The 20,393-nt window shown below is 48.5% G+C and carries 17 protein-coding genes, 1 tRNA gene and 2 pseudogenes; 9 read left to right on the forward strand and 11 right to left on the reverse strand.

Features of this window, described 5'->3' with window-relative positions:
* Positions 1-259: pseudogene (locus CFERDRAFT_RS00005) on the reverse strand (co-chaperone GroES); the annotation flags it as partial.
* 179 nt (positions 260-438) lie between these two features.
* On the opposite strand from CFERDRAFT_RS00005, the gene CFERDRAFT_RS00010 reads away from it, so the two are divergent.
* Entirely contained in the window at positions 439-747 is a 309-nt protein-coding gene (locus tag CFERDRAFT_RS00010; RefSeq protein ID WP_006365134.1) for a hypothetical protein, read from the forward strand.
* Positions 748-760: 13 nt separating this feature from the next.
* Here CFERDRAFT_RS00010 and uvrA read toward each other — a convergent pair whose 3' ends face one another.
* Entirely contained in the window at positions 761-3,607 is a 2,847-nt protein-coding gene (gene uvrA / locus CFERDRAFT_RS00015) for an excinuclease ABC subunit UvrA (protein WP_006365135.1), read from the reverse strand.
* A gap of 120 nt (positions 3,608-3,727) precedes the next feature.
* Positions 3,728-4,141, reverse strand: coding sequence for an Rrf2 family transcriptional regulator (locus CFERDRAFT_RS00020; protein ID WP_006365136.1), 414 nt, complete (start codon positions 4,139-4,141; stop codon positions 3,728-3,730).
* A gap of 144 nt (positions 4,142-4,285) precedes the next feature.
* Here CFERDRAFT_RS00020 and CFERDRAFT_RS00025 point away from each other — a divergent pair, with 144 nt between their 5' ends.
* Complete coding sequence (locus CFERDRAFT_RS00025; protein ID WP_006365137.1) at positions 4,286-5,158, forward strand: alpha/beta fold hydrolase; 873 nt, start codon at positions 4,286-4,288, stop codon at positions 5,156-5,158.
* 41 nt (positions 5,159-5,199) lie between these two features.
* Here the strand turns inward: CFERDRAFT_RS00025 and CFERDRAFT_RS00030 are convergent, their stop codons facing one another.
* A complete protein-coding gene (locus tag CFERDRAFT_RS00030) occupies positions 5,200-7,773 on the reverse strand; it encodes a putative LPS assembly protein LptD (RefSeq protein ID WP_006365138.1) in 2,574 nt (857 codons plus the stop codon).
* Positions 7,774-7,921: 148 nt separating this feature from the next.
* On the opposite strand from CFERDRAFT_RS00030, the gene trpB reads away from it, so the two are divergent.
* Positions 7,922-9,121: a tryptophan synthase subunit beta gene (trpB, locus tag CFERDRAFT_RS00035; protein ID WP_040432789.1), complete on the forward strand. Its 1,200-nt coding sequence runs from the start codon at positions 7,922-7,924 to the stop codon at positions 9,119-9,121.
* Between the two features lie 212 nt (positions 9,122-9,333).
* Positions 9,334-9,406, forward strand: a tRNA-Gly gene (locus CFERDRAFT_RS00040).
* A 148-nt stretch (positions 9,407-9,554) separates the two neighbouring features.
* Here CFERDRAFT_RS00040 and CFERDRAFT_RS00045 read toward each other — a convergent pair.
* From CFERDRAFT_RS00045 to CFERDRAFT_RS00065, 5 genes are all read right to left on the reverse strand, one after another.
* Positions 9,555-11,579 (reverse strand): carboxy terminal-processing peptidase, encoded by a 2,025-nt coding sequence (locus CFERDRAFT_RS00045; protein WP_040432852.1) that lies wholly within the window; start codon positions 11,577-11,579, stop codon positions 9,555-9,557.
* Positions 11,580-12,020: 441 nt separating this feature from the next.
* Positions 12,021-12,326, reverse strand: coding sequence for an H-NS histone family protein (locus CFERDRAFT_RS00050; RefSeq protein ID WP_006365141.1), 306 nt, complete (start codon positions 12,324-12,326; stop codon positions 12,021-12,023).
* A gap of 520 nt (positions 12,327-12,846) precedes the next feature.
* Positions 12,847-13,320: a helix-turn-helix transcriptional regulator gene (locus CFERDRAFT_RS00055; RefSeq protein WP_006365142.1), complete on the reverse strand. Its 474-nt coding sequence runs from the start codon at positions 13,318-13,320 to the stop codon at positions 12,847-12,849.
* A gap of 732 nt (positions 13,321-14,052) precedes the next feature.
* Positions 14,053-14,445: an ankyrin repeat domain-containing protein gene (locus tag CFERDRAFT_RS00060; RefSeq protein ID WP_006365143.1), complete on the reverse strand. Its 393-nt coding sequence runs from the start codon at positions 14,443-14,445 to the stop codon at positions 14,053-14,055.
* A 374-nt stretch (positions 14,446-14,819) separates the two neighbouring features.
* Entirely contained in the window at positions 14,820-15,515 is a 696-nt protein-coding gene (locus CFERDRAFT_RS00065; protein ID WP_006365144.1) for an SOS response-associated peptidase, read from the reverse strand.
* A gap of 569 nt (positions 15,516-16,084) precedes the next feature.
* Here CFERDRAFT_RS00065 and CFERDRAFT_RS00070 point away from each other — a divergent pair.
* The 3 genes from CFERDRAFT_RS00070 to CFERDRAFT_RS00080 all read left to right on the forward strand — a co-directional run bounded on the left by CFERDRAFT_RS00070 (position 16,085) and on the right by CFERDRAFT_RS00080 (position 17,695).
* On the forward strand, positions 16,085-16,522 hold the full coding sequence (locus CFERDRAFT_RS00070) for an RNA polymerase sigma factor (RefSeq protein WP_040432790.1): 438 nt from the start codon (positions 16,085-16,087) through the stop codon (positions 16,520-16,522).
* Positions 16,523-16,663: 141 nt separating this feature from the next.
* A complete protein-coding gene (locus CFERDRAFT_RS00075; protein ID WP_040432791.1) occupies positions 16,664-16,885 on the forward strand; it encodes a hypothetical protein in 222 nt (73 codons plus the stop codon).
* Between the two features lie 189 nt (positions 16,886-17,074).
* Positions 17,075-17,695 (forward strand): TMEM175 family protein, encoded by a 621-nt coding sequence (locus CFERDRAFT_RS00080; RefSeq protein ID WP_006365146.1) that lies wholly within the window; start codon positions 17,075-17,077, stop codon positions 17,693-17,695.
* A 28-nt stretch (positions 17,696-17,723) separates the two neighbouring features.
* Here the strand turns inward: CFERDRAFT_RS00080 and CFERDRAFT_RS00085 are convergent, their stop codons facing one another.
* Positions 17,724-18,422, reverse strand: a complete 699-nt coding sequence (locus tag CFERDRAFT_RS00085) for a carbonic anhydrase (protein WP_006365147.1) — start codon at positions 18,420-18,422, stop codon at positions 17,724-17,726.
* A gap of 252 nt (positions 18,423-18,674) precedes the next feature.
* On the opposite strand from CFERDRAFT_RS00085, the gene CFERDRAFT_RS00090 reads away from it, so the two are divergent.
* On the forward strand, positions 18,675-18,944 hold the full coding sequence (locus CFERDRAFT_RS00090; protein WP_040432792.1) for a CopG family ribbon-helix-helix protein: 270 nt from the start codon (positions 18,675-18,677) through the stop codon (positions 18,942-18,944).
* A gap of 23 nt (positions 18,945-18,967) precedes the next feature.
* A pseudogene (locus tag CFERDRAFT_RS00095) lies at positions 18,968-19,222 on the forward strand (type II toxin-antitoxin system RelE/ParE family toxin); the annotation flags it as partial.
* 34 nt (positions 19,223-19,256) lie between these two features.
* Here the strand turns inward: CFERDRAFT_RS00095 and CFERDRAFT_RS11795 are convergent.
* A complete protein-coding gene (locus CFERDRAFT_RS11795; RefSeq protein ID WP_006365148.1) occupies positions 19,257-19,799 on the reverse strand; it encodes an energy transducer TonB in 543 nt (180 codons plus the stop codon).
* Between the last annotated feature and the right edge of the window lie 594 nt (positions 19,800-20,393).

The following is a 20,393-nucleotide window of genomic DNA, read 5'->3' on the forward strand; positions in this document are numbered from 1 at the left end:
TCACGCATGATGAGGTAGTCCTCACCTCAACGTTGACTTCAGTGCCGGAATATTTACCATAAAGCACTTTCTGACCTACTTTTACCTGCATTTCAAGCAACTGGCCGCTATCTGCAACCTTGCCTGCGCCAACGGCAACCACTTCACCATACTGTGGCTTCTCTTTCCCGGTATCAGGAATGTAAAGACCACCTTTGGTTTTTTCCTCTGCCGGTGCAGGTTTAACAATAACTCGATCAGCTAAGGGTTTCAAGTTCATTGTCTTCTCTCGTTTGTGTTTTAGATTAAGAGTACGATACTATTGGTTAGAATAGAGCGTTTTTTATCTTTTAGCACTCACGGTGTTCGAGTGCTAAAAGAACAACTAATGATAAGAAAAAAACTTTCCACTCCAAACAGTTTCTTTACTTTAGAAAGTATGTTGAACACCCTTTACCGATGACCATCATGGACGAAAAAACACGAACCTCATTAAATCCGGCACACTACAGCACCATCGGCAAAGTTGCTGTCGAAAAGCTGGAGAGTATCCGCTCGAAAATGCTTGACAACACCGCCACCGAAGAGGACCGCCTGCTTGGCAGGCTGCTTGAGGAGATTACTGCACTTGCCAAAAACCGCATCTCGGTTACAGCAAACGAGAGCGATTTCAGCAAAGGGAGCGACGTGTGGGTTGAACGCACCGAGGGGCACTTTCCGCATATCAGGCTGCACGGAGGGGCGCTTGAGGATGATCCGATCGGGTGAAAAAGAGCCCTCTTTATCGCTCAAAGACGGGCTTGAGATAGAGCCCGGTCAGGGAGTGCTCCATGGCAGCAATCTCCTCCGGCGTTCCTTCAGCCACAAGAGAGCCGCCCTTGTCGCCTGCACCCGGACCAAGATCGATTATCCAGTCGGCCTGCATGATGATATCGGGATTGTGCTCAATAATGACCAGGGTATTGTTCTGTTCGAGAAGTTTTTCAAAACAGAGAATCAACTTCTTGATATCCTCAAAGTGCAGTCCGGTGGTCGGTTCATCAAAAATAAAAAGCGTGTGCGCCGTATCGGCATGAGCGATGAAACTTGCCAGTTTCAGGCGCTGTGCCTCACCGCCGGAAAGCGTGCTTGAGGACTGGCCAAGGCGGATATAGCCGAGTCCAACCTCTTCAAGAACCATAAGCTTTCTTGCAACTGCCTTCTCATCCCTGAAAAAGGTTATCGCCTCTTCAACCGTCAGGTCGAGCACTGCGGCAATCGAAAGACCATGGTACTCTACCTCCAGGGTTTCAGGTTTGTAGCGCAAACCTCCGCAATCTTCACAGAGAGCCTCAATGTCCGCAAGGAACTGCATCTCGATATGGACACTCCCCTCTCCGGCACAGGTTTCACAGCGACCGCCGGGTATGTTGAATGAAAAATAACCGGCCTTCCACCCCCTTGCTTTGGCATCTCTCGTCTGGGAAAAGAGGTTGCGGATATCGTCAAATATCTTCAGGTAGGTGACCGGATTACTCCGGCTTGACTTGCCGATGGGCGACTGGTCAACATGCTCGACCCGGTCAACCATCCATGTGCCTGAAATCGAGCGGTGCGTTCCGACCTGCTCTTTAAGGCCGACCTTCTCCTTCATGATCCCCTTGTTGAGAATATCATTGACAAGGGTTGACTTGCCTGAACCGCTCACACCGGTAATACAGGTCATCACGTTGAGCGGAAAGCGCACATCGATGTTCTTGAGATTGTTCTGCATGGCACCGGTAATCTCAATGCATGCACTGAAATCAGGTTTTCTGCGAACCTTCGGCACCGGGATGCATTTTTTGCCGTTGAAATAGTCGGCAGTAAGGGAGGTTCCCGACCGCTTCATCTCGTCAACCGTACCGTGAAAAACCACCTCGCCGCCAAGACGTCCGGCATAGGGGCCAAGGTCGATCACTTCATCAGCGGCTTCGATAATTTCACGGTCATGCTCAACAACCACTACGGTATTGCCGAGGTCACGCAGGCGCCGTAAAAGCGTAATAAGTCGCGCGGAGTCACACTGGTGAAGGCCTATGCTCGGTTCATCAAGGATATAGATCGCTCCGACAAGCGGAGAGCCGAGTGAGGTGGAGAGATTGATTCGCTGAAATTCGCCGCCGCTCAACGTGTGGGTGAGGCGGTCAAGCGTAAGGTAGTTCAGACCCACATCGAGCAGATAGCCGAGCCGCTTGATAATCTCCTCCAGAACCGCTTCAGCAACCTTGCGGTCAAAGGGAGAGATCTCGAGATTGCGGAAAAACTCTGATGCCTCGGCAATATTCATGCGCGTAACCTCGCCGATATGACGTCCGGAAACCCTGACAAGGCGGGCATCCGGATTGAGACGGCTCCCTTCACAATCAGGGCATATCGCATAACCGCGGTAACGGCTTAAAAAGACCCGGAAGTGCATCTTGTAGCCCGACTCCTTCTCTATTTCAGCAAAAAATGGGCGGATTCCCTTCAACCGTTCATCACCGAGCCCCTTCCAGATGATATCCTTGTGCGCATGGGAGAGCTTTTCATAAGGCTCGTCAAGCGGTATGCCGAGCGAAGGGGCGACCGAAAGCAGCTGGCGAAGGTGCCAGCGGTACTTTTCAGAGTTCCAGCAGGCTATGGCCCCCTCCTTCAGCGAGAGCGACTTGTCGGGCACAACAATGTTCTCGTCAATCCCCGCAATTCGGCCGAAACCCTGACAGGTAGTACAGGCGCCGATCGGGGAGTTGAAGGCAAAAAGCTGGGGTGAGGGTTCCTGGTACTCAATCCCGTTCAGTTCGAGCCGGTCACTGAAAAGGTAGCTCTTGCCTCCGACCACCTTCAATGCAGCATATCCGCCCGACTCATTGAAACAGCTCTCCGCTGCCTGTGATATCCGGCTGAAAACCTTCTCATCGTTCCTGGCAACAAACCGGTCAACCAGCACAAGAACATTGGCACGTTCACCCTTCGGCATATCGAGCAGCCGTTTGCACTCCTGCTCGTGGTTGAGATCAAGTATTTCATCACCGGCAACCACCCTGAAAAAGCCCTTCTTCAAAAGATTGGCAATTTCGTCCTGCACAGAACAGAGATGGTGGGCGGCATCCTCGTGAGAGGGAAAAAGGAACCCGACATAAAACTTCGTGCCCTCCTCAAAAAAACCGGCCTGAAGGCTCACGTCGTCCGGAGTATGCTTCAGCACCAGTTCACTGGTATCACGCGAATAGATTTTACCGATCCTTGCGTAGAGCAGGCGGAGATAGTCATAAATTTCCGATACCGTACCAACCGTTGAACGGGGATTTTTCGGTATCGGTTTCTGCTCTATGGCGATAGCCGGTGCTATGCCTTCAACACTTTCAATATCCGGGCGCGGCATGCGTTCAAGAAACTGCCGCACATAGGCCGAAAGCGACTCAACATAGCGGCGGTGACCTTCGGCATAGAGCGTATCAAAAGCGAGGCTTGATTTGCCGGAGCCGCTGACTCCCGTCAGAACGACAAACCGGTTACGGGGAATACAGACCGAGATATTGGCAAGGTTGTGCGTATTGATCCCTTTCAGGACAATATCCGGCAGACTCGTTTCAGCAACGGCTGAACTGCTGAGCCTTTGAGTTGTCATGTTCAAATCAGTGTTGTCAATTTATGTCCGGACCGGAAAACCTTCAAAAAAGAGCAGTGGCAGATCCGGAGTTAATAAAGGGAGAATGAAGCTCATCAGGAATTTTCAGGTGCAGCATGCTCAATGCGGCTCCTTCCTCAAGAGCGATGCAATGGTTGTGGAGGCCATCAGATCCTGAATTTTATTCTGCAGGCTGTTCATATAGTCACGATGATGACATGATGAACTGATTTCACAACTGGCCAGTTTCTTGCCGCACCGCATAAGATGAGGAGCTCCCTCGATGGCAATAGCGATATCGGCAACCGTGATCTCTCCGGGTTTACGGCCAAGCGAATAACCACCCTTGACCCCCTGGACAGAACGGGCAATACCGGCTCGCTTCAGGCTTTGCATCGCTTTTGAAAGAAACTCCTGGGAAACACCGATATCATCAGCCATCTCCTTGACGGTGACAACCCTGTCAACCCCCTTTGTCGACAGATAGGTAACGGCGTGAAGCCCGTATTCAAATTTTCTCGAAACCTGAAGCATCGCTGTGTGAATTCTGTTAAACTGGATAGAATTAAACCTGATACCTATAGTAACCAATATCTTTATTATTGCCTCACAACCGATATATTACTCTATAATTTTATTCATTGAGACCTCCCTTGAGCGATCCCACTAATTTACATCATGAGCAGCACCGTAAAGGACCAACATTTTCTCTGGCAATTCGCTCCCGATCAGGAAGCAAAAATCCGCTATCAGGAGTACGGGCAGGATAACCCTGAAAAAACACCGATTCTCTTTATTCACGGCTACGGCGGCATGCTTGAACACTGGAACCTCAATATTCCGGAGTTCACGCATAACCGTAAACTCTACGCCATGGACCTGGTCGGGTTCGGCAAATCACAAAAACCCAACGTTCGGTACTCTCTTGAACTCTTTGCCACACAGATTGAGGCCTTTCTCTTTCTGAAAAAGCTTGATACGATCATTATTGTCGGCCACTCCATGGGTGCTGCAAGCGGTATCTATTTTGCCCATCATCAGCCTGAAAAAGTCAAAGCGCTCATCCTTGCAAATCCATCCGGTCTTTTTGGCGATATGATGGATGGAATGGCGAGCGTCTTCTTCGGCCTTATCGGATCTCCAATGATCGGCGATGTACTCTTTTCAGCTTTTGCCAATCCCCTGGGTGTCAGTCAGAGTCTTATGCCAACCTACTACAACCAGAAGATGGTTGATGCAAAACTGATCAACCAGTTCACCCTCCCCTTGCAGGACAAAGGAGCCCAGTGGTCCTATCTCTCCCCGTCAAGACGGCCGCTTGATTTCCGGCTCGACAACCTCAGGAAACCCTGCAACTTCAAAGGTCCGGCATATCTCGTCTGGGGTGCGGATGATATGGCGCTTCCTCCCCATAAAATCATCCCTGAATTCCAGCAGCTTCTGCCGCAGGCCGGAGCATTTATCATTCCGAAAGCGGCTCACTGCATCCACCATGATGCCCATGAAGCGTTCAATGAGCGACTGAAATTGATTCTTGACTCACTGGATTAATCTCACCTGACTCCTTGAAAAACGATCGGGATGCAACGGAGTTATAACGAGGTACTGCCGGAATGTTTCAGCCTGAGATCCCTTAACTGGGGAGTTTTCAGCCCGATCTGAATCGCGTAGCTCCGGAAACTTCCGCTCGGTACCCACTGAAAACCAACCTGCCAGCAGTGAAGATCGCGATAGAGCTGGAGCATGGGGAAAATCACTTCCCGATTCCGGAGATCATAGCCGGTATTGACTGATACCTGCCATGTTTTTGAGACCGAGAACGTTGAAGAGGCCGTAACCAGTGAGGTTGTTGTTGGCTCAAGAGGATTGCTCCGGTCTGACTGGAGATAGAGCGAGAGGCGAAACTGCCAGGGCAGCGTATAATCAATGTCGCTGTACTCACCATTATTAAGAATACGATCCCGCAGCAGTGATGATGGATTCATCTGGATTGCCGTGCCTGCTGCCGGTGCTGACGCTCCAGCCGCCCTTCGTCCCTGAAGGGTGAACCCCATGTTCAGGAACCCCCTTACAAAGCGTAAAAGCCCTCTGCCTTCATCCCGGTTGAAGCGGTTGACCCTCACGCCACTCAACGGGTCATAACTGTAAAAATCATACATCCCGCCCGCACTCAACAGAAAGTCCGGTGAGAGTGCATTGCTTTGGGCTGTGAGGGTAAGCGGTTCAAGCTTGAGCGACTCTGCCGCAAAATTATAGGAGGTAGCAACATTCAGTGCGAGCAATTGAACCGTGTGACCGTCATAAAATGAGTCCGCTTCTGCCTGCCCGGAGGAGCCCGTGAATTTGCCATGAAAGAGATTATTCAGGCTGATGCCAACTCTGCTCTGCCCTTCGGGAAGACCGCTGTACCAGCGATTTTCAAATCTGTTATAGAGCGTGCCATAGGTCCAGTCATAGAGATGGCGGTGGTAGTAATCACGTCCGATACCGCTGAACGCCGGATTCCAGGTGTAGGTAAGGGTAGGGATAAAGGTATGACGAACCGCCTTGAGCCCCGGTAATCCGGTTTGTACTGATCCGTAGAGCCGTGTCGAGGCATCAACCGAAAAAACAGTGGTTGAAAAATCCCTGTCGCTGAAAGCACTGCTCAGAAAACGGGTGAAAGTCAGAGACGGATTGACATTGAAATACCGAAAAAGGGTTGATTGCATGCGCAGTGGAAAAAGAACCCGCTTTGCACTGTATATATCTTCATCAAGCCCCGGTACCGGCTCTCTTGCAAGCAGGCTGATCCCCTGTGTAAAAAGCGCTTTGTACCCCTCGGAAAACTCCCTGTAGTAACCCATCTCAACATCAGCACTCGCCGAATAACCCGAAGAAGAGGGCCCATCCTGTGACGTGGCACTCCCCGACAATGCTGCAGCGGAGCTTACCGACAGAGCAGAGTTGAATGGATAGAAACGACTCCGGTAAAATGAAGCTCCAAATGTCTCCGTGGCCTTGTGGGTAGAGAGATCCTTGATTCTGTCAAAATAAAGTGCGCCAATTGTGCTCTCGTCATTGAAGGTTTTGCCGAGGGATCCCCTGGCATTTGCCTGCCCGGTCAGTATGGTTTCAGCATTGACTGAATGCAGCTCATAGATACGCTCACCGCCCTGAAAATCCAGATTGAGATCAAGCCGTGTGGAAGGGTCCATAAGCTGGTTATGCAGAACACTCAGATTCCAGTCACGATGGACACTTCCATCGGAATTGAGGATATTGCGTTTGAACTCCCCTGCAATACCTCCGGAAAAATCATGTTGTTTCGTGTAGCGAAAGCGGTTTCCAAGCCGCCAGCTTCCGTTCAAGGCAAGATCGCCATCAATCTTCAGATCCATATACTCATCAATAGCCCAGAAATAGCCCAGATTCGACACAAAGTAACCGCGATCGCTCGCACGGCTCGGTGTTGGTGTCAGAAAACCTGATGAGCGCGCCTCCTGGAGGGGAAAAACCATATAGGGCAGTGCAAGAATGGGCACTGCGGGCAGACGCCGGGAAAAAATCTCCGGTCGCACATACAGGACAAGCGGTCTGGCAACTACTTTTTTGCCCGGAATAATGGTCAGACTGGAAGAGGAGATCCAGTAATGCGGATCTTCATCATCACAGGTTGTGTAGGTTCCGTTACTGATCTGCAGCTCACCGCTGTCAAGACGCGAAACATGCTCTCCCTGAAAAATAAGATCACTGGAAGAGGAGGTGACATTGGAGGTCTCCCCCCTCTGTCTCCTGAAATCATAGGTTATTGTTTCAGCATTGAAACTCCCCTTGCTGTCGGAAAAAACCGCAGGATCGGTCAACTGTTTCGAAGAATCCGCCACACCCGATGCGCGAAGCTGTTCGGTATTGAGATCAATCACAATGCCGGGCGCAGTTAGCCGCCTGCTCTCATGGTTGATTGCAGCTTTACCCCGAAGCTCTATAGTACGCCGGTCGAAATTGTAGATAACGGAATCTTTCGCACTAAAAAAGATGGTGCTTTCAATCCCGGATCCAGCCTTCTCGGGAAGCGAAGGCGCGGCAGCATGGAGACGACAGGGCGATAACAATGAGACGAACCCCGCAACAACTGTCGAAATGGTCTGAAGTGAAATGTTCCTGTTAATTATCCTCAATGCCATTTTGCTCCGCTACAGTATTGTGATGGCCAGTGATAAAAGTTTAAATATATTCTTTTTATTGGTGTATGATGCGTGTTTTTCCGTCAAGGGTCTTCGTCAGAAAAGTCATAACCACAATTTTTTAAATTATTTAACCTCTTCTCACCCTATGGTGGCGACTCTTTATTCCGCACCCGATAAGGCCGGACATTTCGGAAGTTTCGGCGGCAAGTTTATCCCTGAGACTCTTGTTAAAAATGCGGCCGATCTTGAACTGGAATATATAAAAGCAAAAAACGATCCGCTGTTTCACTCTGAACTGAATCTTCTCCTCCGTGATTATGTGGGGCGTCCCACACCGCTCTATCATGCCGGCCGGCTCAGCAGTAACCTCGGTGGGGCACAGATCTATCTTAAGCGGGAGGATCTCTGCCATACCGGCGCCCATAAAATCAACAACGCCCTCGGCCAGGTGCTGCTTGCCCGCCGAATGGGAAAGAAAAGGGTGATTGCCGAAACCGGTGCCGGTCAGCATGGTGTAGCTACAGCAACGGTTTGTGCGCTCTTTGATTTGAACTGCATCGTCTATATGGGTGAAGAGGATATCCGGCGCCAGGCGCCGAATGTTGCAAGAATGAAGCTTCTCGGCGCTGAGGTCAGAGCCGTCAGCAGCGGATCAAAAACGCTCAAGGATGCCACAAGCGAAGCAATCCGCGACTGGATGAATAATCCTGAAGAGACCTTCTATATTATCGGATCGGTTGTCGGCATGCATCCCTACCCGATGATCGTTCGTGATTTTCAGGCGGTGATCGGGCAGGAAACCCGCTCACAGATCATTGCCCAGGCAGGCAGACTGCCCGATGTCATCACGGCATGCGTGGGAGGCGGGAGCAATGCGGTCGGCATGTTTTACGAATTCCTCAAAGATGCCCCCCCCATCGAACTTGTCGGTGTTGAAGCGGCAGGAGAGGGGCTTCAGGGACGGCACGCCGCTTCGCTTACCCTTGGCAAAACCGGTGTACTCCATGGCGCCATGACCAAACTTCTCCAGAATGAGGACGGCCAGGTAGAGGAGGCACACTCCATCTCCGCCGGGCTTGACTATCCCGGAGTAGGACCCGAACACTGCTACCTGCAGGAACTCGGACTGGTAACATACACCTCAACCACCGACCGGGAGGCACTCACCGCACTCAAAACCCTTGCTGCAACTGAAGGCATCATCTGTGCGCTGGAATCGGCACATGCCATCCACTACGCGATAACGAGAGCGCCAAAAATGACAAAGGAGAGCATTATCGTAGTCAATCTCTCCGGCAGGGGTGACAAGGATATGGAAACGATCATCCGGGAGCTGTCACTGTAGGACACCGCTATAGAGGTATTCCGCGATCCGATTGTTTCGTTGGCCCCGACTTTGTCGGGACAGCGCTACCGATATTTCGCTCCTCTGGAGCTTGAAAATCAAATCGCTCTCGACAATGTATAGCGGTTCCCTTTTGCAAATGCATCTTTCTCAAGAAAATGCATGAAGGAGTTGCACGAAAAAAAAATATCCTTATATTTATGGCTCATTAAGCGGGAATAGCTCAGTTGGTAGAGCACAACCTTGCCAAGGTTGGGGTCGCGAGTTCGAGTCTCGTTTCCCGCTCAGCAAAACAAAAAAGCCTCTGTCAAAAGAGGCTTTTTCTGTTTCTGATCTCTCTATTGTGTTCGGTATGAGAATGTTGTGTTCCTGATAACAATGCAAGAAGGGCAAACACACAGGTTTGCCCCTACAACAATTCAAACCACAAACATCACTTCCCGTCGCGGAGCTTCGCCATATCAGAAACCACTCCGGCAGACTCAATAAGCAGCAGATCGTTATCTGATTCTTTTGAAGAGTCGAGTGCCCACTGTTTCTCGATCTTTTTTATGTTCTCCATGGCCGATTTAAACGCCGTTTCCTGCAGGGATGCACCTTTTCTTTTCCGGATCAGGTCGATAGTTTTCAGGTCCCGAAGATAGGTCTGGTAAAGAGGGTTCGCTTTAGCGCGCTCAAGCTCTTTTTGACGAAGCACTCCGATCTCCGCCTGCGAAAGTGCTGCAACAGGCTGGTAATTGGCCGGAGAAATGGTGCTGAATGGCAGACTGCTTGTATAGGTATCCTCTCCAACTGTTGCCGTGTCGATCATCGATGGCATAACCAGATCCGGCTCTACCCCCTTATGCTGGGTACTGCCTCCCGAAATCCGGTAAAACTTTGCAATCGTCAGCTTTACCTCGCCAAGATCAACCGGAGTGTCGGATAACGTAATCGGTCTTGAAATCCTGATGATGCTTTGAACGGTTCCCTTGCCGAATGTTCTCTCGCCAATGACCACGCCGCGGCCGTAATCCTGGATTGCTGCAGCAACAATTTCGGAAGCCGAAGCGCTGTACCGGTTCACCAATACAGCAAGCGGTCCGCTGAACTGTACGCGAATATCCGCATCATTGAGCACCGTCGTTGCACCCCGGGCGTTGCTGATCTGTACGACCGGGCCGCCCGGAATAAACAGACCGGTAACCTTTACCGCCTCTTCGAGTGAACCGCCCCCATTATTTCGGAGGTCAATCACAATGCCATCTACACTCGCGGCTTGCAGCTCCTGCAAAATTTTCAATACATCGGTGCTTGTGCTGTTATAATTGCCCGTATTGCGCTGCTGGCCTTCAAAGTCAAGATAGAATGAGGGAAGCGTAATGACCCCTATTTTCTTCCCGTTCTGGAGGATAATGCGTTTTTTGGCTGCCTGCTCCTTAAGATCCACCTTGTCACGAACAAGCCGGACAATGATGGCCGGGCCGCTGCCTCTCTGGCTTACGGGAAGAATTTTCAGACGAACAACTGTACCTTTTTTTCCACGAATCAATTTAACCACCTCATTGATTCGCCATGCTGTGACATCAACAATTTCGCCCGCTTTTCCCTGCCCTACACCAATAATCTTGTCCCCCTTTTTAAGCTGATTGCTTCTGAAGGCCGGCCCGCCAGGAATAACCTCATTGATAACCGTATACTCACCCTCGGTCTGCAGTTTGGCGCCAATACCCTCAAGCGAGCGACTCATGTCAATCTGGAAATTGGCATACTCATCGGGCGAAAAATAGGAGGTATGGGGATCAAACGAGGTCGTCACCGCATACATATAGGCCTGGAAGGCATCTTCCGGTTTCAGGCGATTGAGAAGGTTCAGACGGCTTGAAAAACTCTTTGCAAGGGCTCCCCGAACAGATTTTGTTGCTTCACCGGAATATTTGAGATTGAGCCACTGATATTTCAGCTCTTTTCTCCACAAGTCCAGAAGCTCGCGCCGGTCAGCCGCCCAGAGGTCATGCTTGCGGTCAATATCGATGCTGTCCGGTGCGGTGAACCTGAAATTTACCGTATCAACCGCCGTGCGCATAAACTCTACCTTCTCCTTCGCCCGTTTCAAAAAAAAGTTATAGATCTCAAACCCGGCGGTAGGCACTCCGGCAAGAAAGTCATCATCAATACGGGTACCATACCGCTTTTTGAGGTCTTCAACATCGCTCGCCAGAAAATAGCTTCGGCTTCCGTCAAGATTATCGATATAACGGTTGAATATCTGAAGGGAGAGGGAGTCATTGACCGCAACCTTTCGATAATGGTTCTGCAAAAGATATTGGGTGATATAAATACCCGCCTCACTCTGGGACGGAGTCGGCATGAGGGCAGTCACCTCTTTGGCCGGAGCTTTTTTTGCTGCCAGGGCAGAAACAAGAGGGAAAAATAACCCTGTAGCAACAAGAATTAGTATCAGATTTTTTCTGAGCATTGTCATCTCATAATCTTTCGGTTGGACAACCTGTTCCGGCAATTCATAATTTGTAAAGTCAAATATAACAATCAGCAATCCCTTTTTTTCATCAATACAGAAGGGTAGCGATCATCATCACGACACATAAACTTCTCATCAGGAAAAGCGATAAAAAAAACGCCGGGTATCAGCAGGGGGACGGCATTAGCGCAGAGTCACTCTGAAACGTGAAGAACAGCACACAACTTCCGGTCAAGTCAACCCGGTGGACTACCGTTCACCACGGCTAACGATGATGCCATACATCAACATTATCCGTGGATCCACGACAGCATAATGGACTGCTTATAATTACCGATATCGAGAACGGTGAAGGAAAAGTCGATCCCTTCATGAACACAACAAAGCTTCTTCGGAGAACGACCGGTTGCTGCTTGTTCCCGATAGAGTAACTTCGACTTATTCCGGAATACGATATAACTCAATACTCTCACCGGCAGCTTCAATAGCCTTGACCCACTGGGGTTTCGGGCCTCTGCCTACCCAGTATTCATGCTCGCTCTTCCGGTACTTTATGGGTGATGGGGTCTTCGTTGCAGACTTCACTGCCTTCCCCTTCCTTCCAAGCTCATCCAGAGAAATATTATAGGTAACCAGCTTCGCCCGGATATCATCTATTACTGATTTACGCTCAGCATTGATAATTTCGTTACGCTCTTTCTCAAGCTGGGCAATTTTTGCATTAAGTTCTGCAACTTTTGACATATCCACTCCTTATTGATTTATTGTAAATACCCTTAATATCAAATACAGGCTAATATAAATACTGAAACAGCAATCAAAAAATCAAACCGCATTTATTTCATATTTACAGGTATTATCGATGCAACTCCTCTGAAGAGATCAACAATGGAAGAATATTGATCGTTCAAATAAGAATAAAATATCCTGAAGGCTTCTCTCTCTATTGAAAACTCCATTATTTCATCGACAAATAGAGATCCGCCATCAATTCCGGATCAAGCGATTGCTGACATAATGAAAATCCGGAGAGAAAACCCCGCAAATATTCTCCCTGTTTTTCGCAACGCAGCTCAATGCGGAATGCATCTTTTTGTCTGAACTATTGTACGGTCGGCCATCCATGCTCCGATCGTCGGCAAACATCATAATCAAAACGTTGTGATGCACTGTCATGGCTTTTAGTATCTATGCATTGCAGAGGCAGGCTTGAGGATGCCATACCATATTTTTCGGCAGTACCGGAACAAGAGGGAAATAAACCTTAATCGGCAAAAACAAACGCTGAGAGGTAGCTCTTGATTGATTGATGTGTACCGAGCTTGAGCTTTTTATGCATACGGTAGCGGATACTCTCCATCCCCCTGATCGATATACCGAGAGAACGGGCAATATCGCAAGGGTCGTAGTTCATCTTTAAAAGCAGACAAACTTTCAATTCACGCTCGTTGAGCGCGGGATGTATTTTCTGAAGTCTGATGATAAAATCCGTATCCGATTCAGTCAGAGACATCTTCAGCATTTTCTCGAACTTTTCTACCTCTATAAGATTGAGACAGATATCGGTTATCATCTGCCTGGCCTCTCCATCAATCCCGAGCAGATTCAGCTGATCGAGAAAATCCCTGAGTACAGCACCTTTCCCGTCAAATAGTGATCCCAGTCTGCTCAGCTCCCTCTCCCTGGATGCTATTTCGACCTTAAGCGCTTCTATCACCCTCTCGGATGGATTACTCATCACTACACTTTTCTGACATTAGCATCGTTAATCATCTTTATTACAATCACCTATAACGGCTTTACGACCCAGTAAAAAGCAATTTATAAAGCACCTTCCATTTGCTTTATTTTTTAATGTACGCATAAATCACACCACAAACAAAAACAAAAGGAATATTCAGGACTTGACCCCGGTCAAACCGTTCAGACTGAGAGCGATTCTTCATAAAATTATTTCAACGCGGCAATTCCTTGTCAAATAACCTGTTTCATCAAAAACAGCAGAGGAAAAAAGGACCCTGCCGCATATCGAAAAAAAATGAGATACCAGTTCATTATAACCCGAGATGCTCATATTGCATTGGTAAGGTAAATAGGCATGTCGATCAATTTCGGATCTCATTATTCCGGGTAGCAACAAATAAAACGACACCCCGAACACACTCTTTTATTTTCAGAACATATACCTCCCCTATACGATATTTCATAAAAATAGCTGATCTCTATATTTTTCACCTGTAAGACTCCGTTAATTAATGGCACTCCAATTCAAGAGGAGATTGGCAATAAATCGGATTAATCCAGAAGCGCTTTAAGCAGAAAAATCGGGAAGCCTCTTTTCCGCCTATACCTTAAAAGCCCCGACGGATCGACGGGGCTTTTGCAACTCTTTACCTGGTCTCTTGATCTGACTGAAACTGCGCTTCTGGCGGTATGTGCTGATGGCCCGCCTTGATTTCGACTCAACATATTAACAGCCACCAAGCCTGCGCAACAGTTCCGCTACGTCGGTGTGACGGTTTGCCTCCGCCAGCTTCAACGGCGTCGCTCTGTTTTGATCTACCGCGTTGACCTCTGCCGCATGACCAAGCAGCAGTTCCACCACATCCTGATACCCATGCAACGCAGCAATGTGCAGCGGCGTCCTGCCGGTTCTTGTTGTCACATTCACCTTTGCCCCTTTACGAAGCAGCAGTTTCGCGATTTCGGCATGACCATTATCCACCGCACAGTGCAAAGGTGTCAAATCCACAATATCACACTTTGCATTGACATCGGCCCCCTGGGCAAGCAGCGCTCTGACCCTTGGCAGATTATCGTAACAGGTTGCATCGAAAAGCTCTCGATTAAGAGTGGTTTTCACCGTACATGCCCCTTTTGCTCATTATCTCAAAATTGAAATCAGAACTTCGTATCCTGGCATCAGCATTACAACGAGAGCAAGACAGAGAACCCGGGGTGTGATTGACCAGCACTGTTTCCTGAAAAGAGAACAGTGACAACACTATCTCTATTTAAAACTGAGTTTTACAACACTAAACACAGCCAGGTATATTCTGTTTTTTCTTGTGACTTCAGACTCATCGCACATCAGAATATAGCTATTGAAAATGCAGTTAAAACATATTTTTCAACTTTTTCACGGTTTATATACTTCACGCACAAAAAGATCTCAGGGCGCATATACAACGCCTATAAAAAGGCAGCCGAAACCCCTGACCTCCCTCTCGGGTATCGTCAACCGGGATTTGTCTCTTCAAGATGAGCTATACAGTCACGGCGAATGTATAGCGGATTGTTTACCCTTGTTGAAACCGGGTAGATATCGAGAGTACCCTCACCGGAGGGCTCCAGCAGTTTTTCAGCGCCCGGTTTTCCCGCCTGAAGCCACTGCCGCCAATTTTCCGCTTCAAGAATCACCGGCATCCGGTCATGAACAGGCGCCATTTGATGATTTGCTCTGGTGGTAATGATGGTGCAGCTTCGAACCGGCGGTGCAGCGGCATCAACCGGCTGCCAGCTCTCCCAAAGTCCGGCAAAAGCCATCGGCCTGCCATCCACGTGGTGAATGTAGTATGGCTGTTTTTTTGCGCCTCCGCTCCGTTGCCACTCATAGAAACCGCTTGCAGGAATGAGGCAGTGGCGGCGGTTAAGCATGTGACGGAAGTAGGGTTTGACCGAAAGGCTCTCCGAGCGGGCATTGATCGGCCGCACTTTCGGCATTTCACGAGCCCAGTGCGGAATCAATCCCCAGTACGCTTCGGCAAGGGTGTAGCGGCCGCTTTCCGCAAGAAGGGTGACAATATTGGATTCGGGAGCAATGTTGTAGCACGGATGAAAAGCAAACCCCTCCTCCTCCTCAAATGGAAGCTCAAGCTGGCGAAGCTGCTCAATGAAGTACTTCAGCTCAAAAAAACCGAATCGTCCGCACATGGATAGAGATGATTGACTCTTTTTGAGAAAGAAGCCCGGATATTTCAGGCTCGTTTATTTTGTATACCGTTAATCGTACAACAAATGATCAATCCAAAAAAGTCCGGAAATAACCATACATGTTCTCTTGTCGCATCGATATTGAATTCACTTCGGGCAGGCTGCAACCGCCTGGAATGTTCAGTCGATACTTAATGATAATCCCCCTGATCCTGAACTTATAGCCCTTGTGCTTCGTTTTTTAAAGTATAAACAAAAAAACAGGATGAATGATGTCTGATCCGTTAATAGGGCTCCTCTATTTATTGTCGTGAGAAGCCAGAGGACAAAGCGGATGGAGCACAGAAACCGGAGTGTACACGTAGTACATGAGGATTTCGAGCACCACCCAACGAAGTAATCGTGTTTCGGAATAAATAAATAGCGGTGCCCAACAGGCTATTTTCCGGAGATGATATGGCAGGCATGAAGCATTATGCAGGTGATGTGGATTAGGTAATGACCTTTCTTTGCAACCGTTGTTCGAGCCATTACAGGGAGGAACCGTGACCGGAGAAAAAAGAACACCGATGGATTTAATGGATGATATATACAGCCTTGCTTACTGGATGACCGGATCCGAAGCCTCTGCTACTGAACTGGTCAACATGACCTACCTGAATGTTACGCTTGATACGCCGGAGAGTGAAGTATACAAAACATTCAGAGCGTGTTATTTCGACATGTTCGGTAACGAATGCACATCCTCTGTTCCGAAACCGTCATGTAACCCTAAGGAAAAGAATGAGATGGCAGAACTGCAGCGGGTTGCCGATATACAACTTTCGGTACTGCTTTCATCCGTGTCCGGATTAAAACACAGCGCAATCTCGAAAATAATCGGCAAACCTCTTGACACCATCAGAGTGTGGTTATCAGCCGGGCGTAAATCGCTTGCCGAGAGAATGCTCTCCCAGCAAGCCACCCTGCACTCTGATGTTTCTCTCAACAGGGAATGGATACTCTGAAAGAACTTCGGAATGCCCGGAGAGCTCCTTTGCTTCTCAACAAGAGAACCGGAGTCAGCAAATAAGGTATCAGAAAAGAGTGCTCACAGGAGTATGATGGTATTCATATTGGCGAAAGCAACAATGTAACCGAGAGATGAAATGAACGCGATAAAGATAGCGGCGATCGTATTGATGGCCTCCGGGATACTGGGGCTGGTTTTTGGCAGTTTCAATTACACAAAAGAGAGCGAAGAGGTAAAGTTGGGACCGGTCGAACTCTCCATAAAGGAAAAAAAGACGGTCAACATTCCGGTTTGGGCCGGAGTGGTGGCGATTGTTGCCGGAGGAGTACTGCTGGCTTACGGCAGCAGAAAAAATTAATACGTTAGTCAATGGTTTAAAATCCGTTTCCTGAAGCGACCCCATGGGTGCTCTCACAGGAGACGGATGCCTTAACAGAAATTTTGCCGACCTGATGTCATTTGCCGCGCAAACTTTCAAATTCGATCATGTTGCATCTTCTTACGGGGATCTGGCATCTAACTTTCCATCGCCCTTAAAGAACATCCTATGCACCGTGATAATGAAACCGTCCGTCTTGAAGCATTCAGTGATGGCGTATTTGCCATCGCCATGACCCTGCTTGTCCTGCAAATCAAGGTTCCTCGCCATGAGGCTGTCGCACTCAAAGGGCTGGCGCAATCTATTGTCGCACTTTGGCCAAGTTATTTAGCCTTCTCGACCAGCTTTATCACCATACTGGTTATCTGGATACACCATCACTGGATCTTCAAGTTGATCAACCGGGATGGTCATGCCCTGTTTTACTGGAATGGCCTCCTGTTGTTTTGTGTCTCGTTTATACCGTTTCCGACAGCGTTGCTTTCAGAGTACCTTATCCACCCCGATGCAAGGGTGGCATCAACCCTGTACTCAGGAACATTTCTGGCTACCTCTATCTCCCTGTTCGCGCTATGGAGGCACGCTTCACTCCATCTGCTCTCTCCTTCAGCATCCGAGCAGAAAATAGATGAAGCTGTTCAGCTCACCAATCAATACCGGTATGCTCCTCCGCTCTATTTTCTGGTATTTATTTTATCGTTTATATCGGAATCGTGGAGTGCGGGCTTGTGCTTACTGCTCGCCTTAACATTTGCGTTCGGGGGATGGCCTGACAAAGGGAATCATTGACCAAATTACTGAGGGCACCGTACTAAAACTACTTTATCACCGTAACAATCCCCTCATCAAGGTCATAGTAAGCCGTGACAACCCTGATCTCACCCTTTTGAAGCGCTTCGGCTATAATCGGCGATTTGTTGGACAACTGACCGGCGACGATCTCCACGTTTTTATGCATGCAGCGCTCAACCAGTTCAGCTTTTGATGCTTTTGAACCCTCAGCCATGACTGCCGTAACGGCAGGGTCGATGGATGTAATGAGTGAGCCGATGTTGCCTTCAACTTTACTACCGGAGAGCCGGGCTTCATAGGCTGCTGTAACCGCACCGCATCGCTCATGACCAAGCACCATCACCAGCCTTGCACCCAGATGCTCGACCGCATACTCAACCGAGCCAAGCTCATGGGCTCCGACAATATTTCCGGCAACCCGAACCACAAACAGCTCTCCCAACCCCTTGTCAAAAAGGATCTCGGGAGAGAGGCGTGAATCCGAACAGGCAATAATAACAGCAAAAGGGTGCTGAGCGGTTGCCAGAGATTTGCGATAGTTGACTGAAGCGTGGCGAGAAAGGTTTCTGACCTCTCCTTTTTTGGCAAAGTGCCGGTTGCCTTCAAGCAGCAAATTCAGTGCTTTTTGGGGCGCAACACCCTCCGCTTCAGTGTGCCCGGCATGTGCCGTTTCTGCAGAGAGCAGAGAGAGAAGAGTAAAACAGATCGCAACCAGTTTTCGCATTGTACCGCTTGATGATCTGATTAATTTAATTGGAAATCCGCCACTCCGGAAACCTGATCCATTCCATAATATACGCCGGGAGATTCCATATTTCCCGGCGGTGTGCACTGGTGAATGAATGCTCTCTCTACCCGCGCAGGATTGCGGATTGCGTAATGCCGGCTCTCTTCTTTTCCGATCACAACCTGCCCGCTAAAGAGTGGTCGTCAAAAGTCATAATGAGTGTTACTTTGTAACAAAGGAGAGAAGATCATGACTCAGACTAAAAGTGTAAAGTTAGACGATACGACGCATAAACGCCTTGCGGATTTGGCTCGTATCCGCGACAGGTCACCGCACTGGCTCATGAGGAAGGCAATCGAAACATTCCTGGACAGCGAAGAAAAGTACGAGCGGGAAAAACGCGAGGATTTGGAACGATGGGAACGGTATCAATTATCCAGTGAAGCTGTCCCCCATGAAAAAGCCGCAGCATGGATTGAAAATCTGGCAAAAGGAGATGTGACCTCTTGCCCCAAATAAAGTAGCTTTCAGAGGCATTAGCCGATGCTGAGCGGCTTCATGCGTTCCTGAACGAAAATAATCCCGGTGCGGCAGCTCGGGCCGCACAAGCCATTCCTGACGGCGCGGGTTTGCTCAAATCAATACCGGACATTGGCCAACCAATGAACGATGACACGGGAAGACGCGAATTGGTGGTATCTTTTGGTGCCGGAGCTTTTGTTCTTCGCTACATGCGGGAGAGAAACGAAAAGGTTGTTCTTATTCGCGTCTGGCACAGCAAGGAAAGCCGGGCTTAGAGCCGGTTACCGGTCAATATGGGCACGTCCCCCTCTAATCAAATTGAAATTTTATCGGAACAGTCATCCATACCTTTATGGGACGGCCATTCAGAATAGCTGGAGAGTATGTAGATTCCATTACGGACTTGATAGCAACCTCATCAAATACATAACAGTCAGGCGGAATACGCTTCATAACTTTTACCTTTTCTGGTCGACCATCTTTTCCAATCAGAACATTTACAAACAACTTGCCAGTAATTCCTTCAATTCTTGCAATCTCGGGATAGACGGGTTTTTTCTGATCAAGAAAACCAGGCATTTTGTCAGATGGAACACATATCGGAACTTCATCATCGGTGGATGAACTAGATCCTTCTGAACCTAAACCCTTTCTTTCCAAAGATTTATTTCCGATAAAACTTGGATTGCAATCTAATGAACTCCCATTAGCATGGTAATAGTGTAAGTTATACTGTTCTGCATTTACTGTTGCAAAAAGCAACACAGAACATAAGACCGGCATCAGTATTTTTTGTGCATTGCAAACGAGGAAGAATACCTGTCTATGGAGAATGAAGGCGTATGTTGGCATCTTGATAGATGGATTGTGTTAACTGCTGAAAAATTGAATAATTCACCATTATCACATCGAATTTTAAGAAAAATACTTGTAATATGGAAGTAAAGGTAGAAGCTTTGACGTGATATAAAAGAGTTTTTTTGGATGCAAAGTTTTACATCAGGAGAGCACCAGAGCAGTGAGGTAAGATCAAGAATATCCGAACTACTGTCATGACTTGGCCCGTCAATTGAGGCTGTCTGTTTCTCAACCTGAAGCGAAAAATCCGGCTCCAGTCAATTGAACAGCATGGCATCAACCGCAATTTCAACAATATCACTCTTCCCGAACTTCCTGTGCATACCGCTCTCCGGATAGTTACTAACTGATTTAACTATACAATATAAGGGTTGTCCGTCGCTTTGGGAGGGTTAACACCGGCAGAATTTGCCGCTCAGTTTGAAGAGGATTTCCAAGAACAAGTGTTACAGTAAACGGGGCAACCTCCGACTGAACAGGTACGTTACGCATTATCCCACGCACGAGCGTGCACGCCGGAGCATAGAGTGCCAGTAACTCCGGAACATGATATACTCAACACATGACGATTGCTGATCAGGGCAAGCT

This window comes from Chlorobium ferrooxidans DSM 13031 (genome assembly GCF_000168715.1).
Taxonomy (GTDB): domain Bacteria; phylum Bacteroidota; class Chlorobiia; order Chlorobiales; family Chlorobiaceae; genus Chlorobium; species Chlorobium ferrooxidans.

What these genes read in the sequence shown, in the direction of transcription:
- CFERDRAFT_RS00085 (WP_006365147.1), bottom strand. Translation starts at nt 18,422, where the DNA reads ATGCGAAAACTGGTTGCGATCTGTTTTACTCTTCTCTCTCTGCTCTCT.
- CFERDRAFT_RS00090 (WP_040432792.1), top strand. Translation starts at nt 18,675, where the DNA reads ATGACTCAGACTAAAAGTGTAAAGTTAGACGATACGACGCATAAACGC.
- CFERDRAFT_RS00065 (WP_006365144.1), bottom strand. Translation starts at nt 15,515, where the DNA reads ATGTGCGGACGATTCGGTTTTTTTGAGCTGAAGTACTTCATTGAGCAG.
- CFERDRAFT_RS00030 (WP_006365138.1), bottom strand. Translation starts at nt 7,773, where the DNA reads ATGGCATTGAGGATAATTAACAGGAACATTTCACTTCAGACCATTTCG.
- CFERDRAFT_RS00070 (WP_040432790.1), top strand. Translation starts at nt 16,085, where the DNA reads ATGGATTTAATGGATGATATATACAGCCTTGCTTACTGGATGACCGGA.
- CFERDRAFT_RS00025 (WP_006365137.1), top strand. Translation starts at nt 4,286, where the DNA reads ATGAGCAGCACCGTAAAGGACCAACATTTTCTCTGGCAATTCGCTCCC.
- CFERDRAFT_RS11795 (WP_006365148.1), bottom strand. Translation starts at nt 19,799, where the DNA reads ATGCCAACATACGCCTTCATTCTCCATAGACAGGTATTCTTCCTCGTT.
- trpB (WP_040432789.1), top strand. Translation starts at nt 7,922, where the DNA reads ATGGTGGCGACTCTTTATTCCGCACCCGATAAGGCCGGACATTTCGGA.
- CFERDRAFT_RS00020 (WP_006365136.1), bottom strand. Translation starts at nt 4,141, where the DNA reads ATGCTTCAGGTTTCGAGAAAATTTGAATACGGGCTTCACGCCGTTACC.
- CFERDRAFT_RS00055 (WP_006365142.1), bottom strand. Translation starts at nt 13,320, where the DNA reads ATGAGTAATCCATCCGAGAGGGTGATAGAAGCGCTTAAGGTCGAAATA.
- CFERDRAFT_RS00075 (WP_040432791.1), top strand. Translation starts at nt 16,664, where the DNA reads ATGAACGCGATAAAGATAGCGGCGATCGTATTGATGGCCTCCGGGATA.
- CFERDRAFT_RS00080 (WP_006365146.1), top strand. Translation starts at nt 17,075, where the DNA reads ATGCACCGTGATAATGAAACCGTCCGTCTTGAAGCATTCAGTGATGGC.
- CFERDRAFT_RS00050 (WP_006365141.1), bottom strand. Translation starts at nt 12,326, where the DNA reads ATGTCAAAAGTTGCAGAACTTAATGCAAAAATTGCCCAGCTTGAGAAA.
- uvrA (WP_006365135.1), bottom strand. Translation starts at nt 3,607, where the DNA reads ATGACAACTCAAAGGCTCAGCAGTTCAGCCGTTGCTGAAACGAGTCTG.
- CFERDRAFT_RS00045 (WP_040432852.1), bottom strand. Translation starts at nt 11,579, where the DNA reads ATGCTCAGAAAAAATCTGATACTAATTCTTGTTGCTACAGGGTTATTT.
- CFERDRAFT_RS00010 (WP_006365134.1), top strand. Translation starts at nt 439, where the DNA reads ATGACCATCATGGACGAAAAAACACGAACCTCATTAAATCCGGCACAC.